We start from the raw sequence: 7,063 nt of genomic DNA, 5'->3' as shown, positions 1-7,063 counted from the left end.
GACATCCACGAAGCCTTCCTCAGCCTCGCCTGCTCCCTCATCTGCTGGCGCCAACTCCAACGCAACCAGAGTTAGGAGTTTTAAGAAGGGGCCCCTCCAAACACCCCACGGAAAACCCGGCGCGCGGTGTCGGATCCGGCGCGGCGGCTCCGACCCACCGGTGAGCGCGCCCGACAATGGGCGCGCCGGTGAGCGGAGGAACGCGCCATGAGCAAGGTCATCTACTGGGTGCACCAGTCGGTCGACGGCTTCATCGAGGGGCCGAACGGTGAGTTCGACTGGCCGGCCATGGGCGACGAGCTGTCCGCGTACTCCATCGGGTTGACCGAGCGGGCCGGCGCGTTCGTCTACGGGCGGCGGGTGTGGGAGATGATGTCCTCCTACTGGCCGCAGGTCGAGTCGATCTCCGACCATCCGCACGACCTGGCGTTCGCGCCGATCTGGCGGCGTACCCCGAAGGTCGTGGTCTCCCGCACGCTCGCCGAGGCCGACCACGGCGCCCGGGTGGTCGGTGGCGGCGACCTGGCGGCGGAGTGGGCCGCCCTGCGGGCGGAGACCGACGGGGACCTGCTGGTCACCGGCGGGACCGGCGCGGCGACCGCGCTGGCCGCGCTCGGGCTGGTCGACGAGTACCAGGTGGTGGTGCACCCGGTCCTGCTCGGCGGCGGCAGGCAGGTGCTGCCCGAGCTGGCCCGGAAGGACCTGCGGCTGGTCGAGACGCGTGCGTTCGACGGCCGCGCGGTGCTGCTGCGCTACCGGCAGGCGTGACGGACGGGCCCCCGACCGGTCAGCGGCCCCGGCGTCGGGGCCGGTACGCGGCCAGCGCGGCGGGCACGCCACGCCGGATGATGCCGGCCCGGTCGCTGTCCCCGCGCAGCATCGCGGCGGCGGTCTTGCGGGCCTGCTCGGCGGTGAAGTGCGGCGGCAGCATCAGCTCGGCCGGGTCGACCACCGCGTTGACCACTGTCGGCCGGTCCGCGTCGAGCACCCGTCGCCACAGGTCGGGCACCTGCCCGGGGGCGTCGACCAGCTCGCCGCGCAGCCCCAGCACCTCCGCCCACCTGTGGTAGGCCACGTCCGGCAGGTCCTGGCTGTCCGGGAACATCGGCGTGCCCTCGCCGGAGCGCTGCTCCCAGCTCACGAACGCCAGCTCCCGGTTGTTGAGCACCAGCACCACGAACCGGGGGTCGGCCCACTCCCGCCAGTACTTCGCCACCGTGATCAGCTCGTTGACGCCGTTCATCTGCATCGCCCCGTCGCCGAGCAGCGCGATCACCGGGCGGTCCGGGTGGGCGAACTTCGCCGCCAGCGCGTACGGCATGCCGCCGCCCATGGACAGCAGCGTGCCGGACAGGCTGGCCAGCATGCCGGGGCGGACCCGCAGGTGCCGGGCGTACCAGGCGGTGGCGGTGCCGCAGTCGACCGCGAGCATGGCGTCGTCGGGCAGCGCGTCGTCGAGCGCGGCGAACAGCGACTGCGGGTTCACCGGGTCGGCCGGCTGCCCGGCCAGCTCGCGCTGCGCGGCCCGCCACTTGCCGGTGGCGTCGGCGACGGTGGCCCGCCAGGCGGTCGGCGCCGGGCCGGGGCCCAGCTCGTCGAGGAGCGCCCGCAGCGTCGCGCCGGCGTCGCCGGTCAGGTTCACCTCGGTCGGGTAGCGCAGCCCCATCCGGCTGCCGTCCAGGTCGATCTGCACCGCCCGGGCCTGCCCCTCCGGCGGATAGAACTCGGAGTAGGGCATCTGGCTGCCGACGATGAGCAGGCGGTCGCACTCGCGCATGAGCTGCCAGCTCGGGCGGGTGCCGAGCAGGCCGATCGCGCCGGTGACCCAGGGCTGCCGGTGGTCGACGGCGGCGAAGCCGAGCAGCGCGGTGGCCACCCCGGCGCCGAGCCGGTCGGCGATCCGGCGTACCTCGTCCTCGGCGCCGAGCGCGCCCTGCCCGACAAGCATGGCCACCCGCTCGCCGCCGCGCAGCACCTCCGCGGCCCGCCGGACGTCGGCCGCCGGCGGCGCGGCCGGCGGGCTGCTCGGCGCCGCGCTGGTGTGGTAGTAGCCGTGGGCGTGCGGCGGGTGCGGCACCGCCGGTTCGTCCTGCACGTCGGCGGGGAGGACCAGAGCGGTCACGGTACGCCGGGCCAGCGCGGTGCGGCAGGCCCGGTCCACCAGGTGCCGGGTCTGCGACGGGTCGTCGAGCTGGACCAGGAACGCCGACGCCACGTCCTTGTAGAGCGCCAGGAGGTCCACCTCCTGGTAGTAGCCGCCGCCCTCGGCCGGCAGCGCGGTGTGCCCGAGCAGGGCCACCACCGGCTGGTGGTCGAGCTTGGCGTCGTAGAGGCCGTTGAGCGCGTGGATCGCGCCCGGGCCGCTGGTCACCACCACGCAGCCGAGGGGGCCGCCGCCGTACTTGACGTGCGCGCCGGCGGCGAAGCCGGCGGTCTCCTCGTGGCGGACCTGGATGAACCGGGCGCGGCCCTCGGCCCGTTGCAGCGCCGAGGTCATGCCGTTGATCCCGTCCCCGGGATAGCCGTAGTAGCGGTGCACGCCCCACTCGGCGAGCCGGGCCACGATCTGGTCGGCGACGGTGGCGTCGCGGGGCAGCGCGCCGTCGTCGGAGTGGTCCGCACCCATCGTGGTGGTCCCTTCGTCGGTGTCCGCCTTCCCGCTCCGTTCCCCGCCCCGGGCGACGGAAACCCGGCCCGCGCCGGGGCCGCCCGGGGCGCCAGGGGAGAATCGGCCGGTGCCCGTCCTGGAGATCACCGACCCCGACGACGACCGGATCGCCGACTACCGCGCGCTCACCGACGTGGAGCTGCGGACCCGGTGGGAGCCGCCGCACGGCCTGTTCATCGCCGAGGGGGAGCTGGTGCTGCGGCGGGCGCTACGGGCCGGCTACCCGGCCCGGTCCTACCTGGTGGAGGCGAAGCGGGCGGACCAGCTCGCCGACCTCGACACCGGCGACGCCCCGGTCTACGCGGCCAGCGCCGAGGTGCTCCAGCGGGCCACCGGGTTTCACGTGCACCGGGGCGTGCTGGCCTCGTTCCACCGCCGGGCGCTGCCGTCGGCCGCCGAGGTGCTTGCCGACGCCCGCCGGGTGGTGATCCTGGAGGACGTCAACAACCACACCAACCTGGGCGCGATCTTCCGGGCCGTGGCGGCGCTCGGGGTGGACGCCGTGCTGCTGTCGCCGACCTGCGCCGACCCGCTCTACCGGCGCAGCGTCCGGGTCAGCATGGGCGAGGTGTTCGCGGTGCCGTACGCGAAGCTGGAGAGCTGGCCGGCGGGCCTGGCGGAGGTGCGGGCGGCGGGTTTCACGGTGCTCGCGTTGACGCCGGCGGAGGACGCGGTGCCGATCCAGCGGCTCACCGGCGAGCAGCGGGCGCGGGCGGCGCTGCTGCTGGGCGCGGAGGGCGCCGGACTGACCCGGGCGGCGATGGCGGCCAGCGACGTGCGGGTGGTGATCCCGATGCGCCGGGGCGTGGACTCGCTGAACGTGGCCGCGGCGACGGCGGTGGCCTGCTGGGAACTGGGGCGCGACGATCCGCTTGCATGACCATGCGCCTTGATGCATAATCTTCCTGTGTCCAAGGTTCTCACCTCCCTGCCCATCGGCGAACGCGTCGGCATCGCCTTCTCCGGCGGCCTCGACACCTCGGTCGCGGTCGCCTGGATGCGCGACAAGGGTGCCGTGCCCTGCGCCTACACCGCCGACATCGGCCAGTACGACGAGCCCGACATCGCCTCCGTGCCGGGCCGCGCGCTCAGCTACGGCGCCGAGGTGGCCCGGCTGGTCGACTGCCGCGCCGCCCTGGTCGAGGAAGGGCTCGCGGCGCTCACCTGCGGCGCCTTCCACATCCGCTCCGGCGGGCGGGCCTACTTCAACACCACGCCGCTGGGCCGGGCCGTCACCGGCACCCTGCTGGTCCGGGCGATGATCTCCGACGACGTCCAGATCTGGGGCGACGGCTCGACCTTCAAGGGCAACGACATCGAGCGGTTCTACCGCTACGGCCTGCTGGCCAACCCCCAGCTGCGCATCTACAAGCCGTGGCTGGACACCGCCTTCGTCACCGAGCTGGGCGGGCGCACGGAGATGTCCCAGTGGCTGCTCGACCGGGACCTGCCCTACCGGGACAGCACCGAGAAGGCCTACTCCACCGACGCCAACATCTGGGGCGCCACGCACGAGGCGAAGACGCTCGAACACCTGGACACCGGCATCGAGACGGTCGACCCGATCATGGGCGTCCGGTTCTGGGACCCGACGGTGGAGATCCCCACCGAGGACGTCACCATCGGCTTCGACCAGGGCCGGCCGGTCACCATCAACGGCAAGGAGTTCGGCAGCGCGGTCGACCTGGTGCTGGAGGCCAACGCCATCGGCGGGCGGCACGGCCTCGGCATGTCCGACCAGATCGAGAACCGGATCATCGAGGCCAAGAGCCGGGGCATCTACGAGGCGCCCGGCATGGCGCTGCTGCACGCCGCGTACGAGCGGCTGGTCAACGCCATCCACAACGAGGACACCCTGGCGAACTACCACACCGAGGGCCGCCGCCTCGGCCGGCTGATGTACGAGGGCCGCTGGCTCGACCCGCAGGCCCTGATGCTGCGCGAGTCGTTGCAGCGCTGGGTGGGCACCGCGGTCACCGGCGAGGTGACGCTGCGGCTGCGCCGCGGCGAGGACTACTCGATCCTGGACACCACCGGCCCGGCGTTCAGCTACCACCCGGACAAGCTGTCCATGGAGCGCACCGAGGACTCGGCGTTCGGCCCGTCCGACCGGATCGGCCAGCTCACCATGCGCAACCTCGACATCGCCGACTCGCGGGCCAAGCTGGAGCAGTACGCCTCGCTCGGCATGGTCGGCGGCACCGCACCGCAGCGCATGGTCGGCGCCGCCCAGGCGGCCTCGACCGGGCTGATCGGCGCGATGCCGCAGGGCGGCGCGGAGGCCATCGCCTCCCGCGGGGTGCCCTCGGCCGAGGACGAGTGGCTCGACCGGGCCGCGATGGAGTTCGGCGTCGACTGAGCCGGGCGTCCGCGCGGACGGGCCTTCGGCAGCGGCCGTGACGCAGGGTAGCGTGTCGCCCGTGTTCCCTACGGTGCGTGAGGTGCTCGCCCTGGTGCCGGTCCGCCACGGCGCGCCCCGCCTGGTCGCCGGCGACGCCGGGCTGGACCGCCCGGTGCGCTGGGTGCACGTCGCCGAGGTGCCCGACATCGCCACCCTGCTCGGCGGCGGGGAACTGGTGCTCACCACGGGCATCGGGCTGCCCGCCGACGACGCCGGGCTGCGCGCGTTCATCGGCGACCTCGCCGACGTCGGCGTCTCCGGGCTGGTCGTCGAACTGGGTCGCCGCTACGTCGGCGGCGTGCCCCGGGTGATGGCCGCCGCCGCCGAACGGCGCGGGCTGCCGCTCGTCGAGCTGCGCCGGGCCACCCCGTTCGTCCGCGTCACCGAGGCGGTGCACGCGCTGATCGTGGACGCCCAGCTCACCGAGCTGCGTGCCACCGAGGAGATCCACCAGCGGTTCACCGAGCTGTCCGTCGAGGGCGCCGAGCCGGCCGAGGTGCTGCGACAGGCCGCCGAACTGGCCGGCTGCCCGGTGGTGCTGGAGAACCTGTCCCGGCAGGTGCTCGCGTACGACCCGGCGGGGGAGAGCGCGGAACTGCTGCTGGACGGCTGGGAACAGCACTCCCGGCGGATCCGCCCGGCCGGGCGCACCGCGTACGACCCGGACAGCGGCTGGCTCGTCACCACCGTCGGCGCGCGCGGGCAGGACTGGGGACGGCTGCTGCTGCGCTGGCCGGCCACCGAGGCCGCCCCGCCCACCCGGTTCACCATCTTGATCGAGCGGGCCGCCTCCACGCTCGCCCTGGGCCGGCTGATCCGCCGCGACGCCGAGGGCCTGGAACGGCAGATCCACCGCACCCTGCTGACCGCGTTGATCGACCACTCCCGCCCGGTGGACGAGGTGGCGCTGCGCGCCAAGGCGCTCGGCGTCACCCTGGACCGCCGGCACCTGGTCGGCGTGGTGGTCCGGCACCGCGGCGACGACCCCGCCGCGCCCGGGGCCGACACCGGCCCCGAAGCCGGCCCGGCCCGGCTGCGCGACCTCGCCGAGGCGGTCGGCCAGGCGGTCCGCGAGGCCAAGCTCACGGCGTTGACCAGCGCCGTCGACGACCACGCGGTGGGCGCGCTGCTGGCGCTGCCCGACCCGGCCGACGAGGAGAGGGCACTCGCCGCGTTCGCCGCGGCGTTGCATCGGGTACGCCTCGACGCCACCCCCGTCCGCCCCGCTCGCCCGGTCGACGGTGCCGGCCGTGGTGGACCGGCCGGCGGCGGGCGCTCGGGTGACGGTCCGGTCCGGCCGGCGGTCGTGGTGGCTGCCGGGTCCGGGGTGGGCAGCCTGCGGGAGGCGCGCCGGTCACTCGTCGAGGCGCGGCAGATCGCCGAGGCGGCCCGGCGGGACCCGCGCGACCTGCCCTGCTTCCGGCTGCCGCACGTCGGCCTGGCCGGTCTGCTGCACCTGCTGCGCGACGAGCCCCGGTTGCAGACGTTCGTCGAGCGGGAACTGGGCGCCCTGCTGGCCTACGACGCGCAGCACCCCCGGGAGCAGCTGCTCGGCACCCTACGGGCGTACCTGGAGCAGGGGCGGAACAAGTCGGCGGCGGCGGTGGCCGCACACCTGTCCCGGCCGGCGTTCTACGAGCGGCTGGCCCGGATCGGCCGCATCCTCGACGCCGACCTCGACTCCGTCGACCAGTGCCTCTCCCTGCACGTGGCGCTGCTGGCCCTGGACGCCGTCCGCACCCCCTGACGCCTGCGCGTCTCCGGCACCGCCCGTGCCGCTCCGGCACCGCCCCGGCTTCCCGCCGTCCCGCCTCGGGATGCGGGGAGCTGCCGCGAGCGTCTCGCGGGCGCTAGTCACGGAGCGTGACTTCGGCGGGGAGATGGTGCGCTTTTCTGCGGTATACCTCACAGGCATAAATATGACTGTGAGGTATACCGCGCTCAACAGCTTCCTCGTGTTCCCGGCGACACGCCGAGGCGACGACACCGGGGCG

At 74.4% G+C, this 7,063-nt stretch carries 5 protein-coding genes; 4 read left to right on the top strand and 1 reads right to left on the bottom strand.

What is annotated here, in order from left to right; translation table 11 throughout:
* The first annotated feature begins 207 nt into the window (after nucleotides 1-207).
* Entirely contained in the window at nucleotides 208-768 is a 561-nt protein-coding gene (locus ACIA5A_RS24430) for a dihydrofolate reductase family protein (RefSeq protein WP_396766602.1), read from the top strand.
* 19 nt (nucleotides 769-787) lie between these two features.
* On the opposite strand, the gene ACIA5A_RS24425 is transcribed toward ACIA5A_RS24430, so the two are convergent.
* Entirely contained in the window at nucleotides 788-2,626 is a 1,839-nt protein-coding gene (locus tag ACIA5A_RS24425; RefSeq protein WP_396766599.1) for a thiamine pyrophosphate-requiring protein, read from the bottom strand.
* Between the two features lie 109 nt (nucleotides 2,627-2,735).
* Between ACIA5A_RS24425 and ACIA5A_RS24420 the strand changes: the two genes are divergently transcribed.
* From ACIA5A_RS24420 to ACIA5A_RS24410, 3 genes are read left to right on the top strand one after another with little or no spacing between them, the layout of a single operon-like run.
* Entirely contained in the window at nucleotides 2,736-3,548 is an 813-nt protein-coding gene (locus tag ACIA5A_RS24420; protein WP_396766597.1) for a TrmH family RNA methyltransferase, read from the top strand.
* 27 nt (nucleotides 3,549-3,575) lie between these two features.
* Nucleotides 3,576-5,027, top strand: coding sequence for an argininosuccinate synthase (argG, locus tag ACIA5A_RS24415; RefSeq protein ID WP_396766595.1), 1,452 nt, complete (start codon nucleotides 3,576-3,578; stop codon nucleotides 5,025-5,027).
* A 52-nt stretch (nucleotides 5,028-5,079) separates the two neighbouring features.
* Nucleotides 5,080-6,816, top strand: a complete 1,737-nt coding sequence (locus ACIA5A_RS24410) for a PucR family transcriptional regulator (RefSeq protein WP_396766593.1) — start codon at nucleotides 5,080-5,082, stop codon at nucleotides 6,814-6,816.
* Nucleotides 6,817-7,063 lie beyond the last annotated feature (247 nt).

The organism is Micromonospora sp. NPDC051300, from assembly GCF_044455315.1.
Lineage (GTDB): Bacteria > Actinomycetota > Actinomycetes > Mycobacteriales > Micromonosporaceae > Micromonospora > Micromonospora robiginosa.
The sequence above is the reverse complement of the archived record's forward strand: the minus strand, read 5'-3'. Positions and strand labels throughout refer to the sequence as shown.

What these genes read in the sequence shown, in the direction of transcription:
- ACIA5A_RS24425 (WP_396766599.1), bottom strand. Translation starts at nt 2,626, where the DNA reads ATGGGTGCGGACCACTCCGACGACGGCGCGCTGCCCCGCGACGCCACC.
- ACIA5A_RS24430 (WP_396766602.1), top strand. Translation starts at nt 208, where the DNA reads ATGAGCAAGGTCATCTACTGGGTGCACCAGTCGGTCGACGGCTTCATC.